Source organism: Acinetobacter sp. MD2, from assembly GCF_035615575.1.
Lineage (GTDB): Bacteria > Pseudomonadota > Gammaproteobacteria > Pseudomonadales > Moraxellaceae > Acinetobacter.
The window spans coordinates 1-573 of the sequence record NZ_VTDK01000020.1; the positions used below are offsets into that span (position 1 = coordinate 1).

General features: G+C 50.4%; 1 rRNA gene. It reads right to left on the reverse strand.

From position 1 onward, the window contains the following. Positions 1 to 573: ribosomal RNA gene (locus tag FXN70_RS11925) — 23S ribosomal RNA — on the reverse strand; the annotation flags it as partial.

A 573-nucleotide genomic window follows, 5' to 3' on the forward strand; every position in this document is an offset into this window, starting at 1 on the left:
AGGCTGACTTAACCTTCTCCGTCCTCTCATCGCATTACACAGAAGTATTGGAATATTAACCAATTTCCCATCGACTACGCCTTTCGGCCTCGCCTTAGGGGTCGACTCACCCAGCCCCGATTAACGTTGGACTGGAACCCTTGGTCTTTCAGCGAACGGGTTTTTCACCCGTTTTGTCGTTACTCACGTCAGCATTCGCGCTTCTGATACCTCCAGCATACTTCTCAATACACCTTCATCGGCTTACAGAACGCTCCCCTACCACTTGACTATAAAGTCAAATCCGCAGCTTCGGCACATAGTTTTAGCCCCGTTACATCTTCCGCGCAGGCCGACTCGACTAGTGAGCTATTACGCTTTCTTTAAAGGGTGGGTGCTTCTAAGCCAACCTCCTAGCTGTCTATGCCTTCCCACATCGTTTCCCACTTAACTATGATTTTGGGGCCTTAGCTGGCGGTCTGGATTGTTTTCCTCTTGACTACGGACGTTAGCACCCGCAGTCTGTCTCCCGGATAGTACTCATAGGTATTCGGAGTTTGCATCGGTTTGGTAAGTCGGGATGACCCCCTAGCC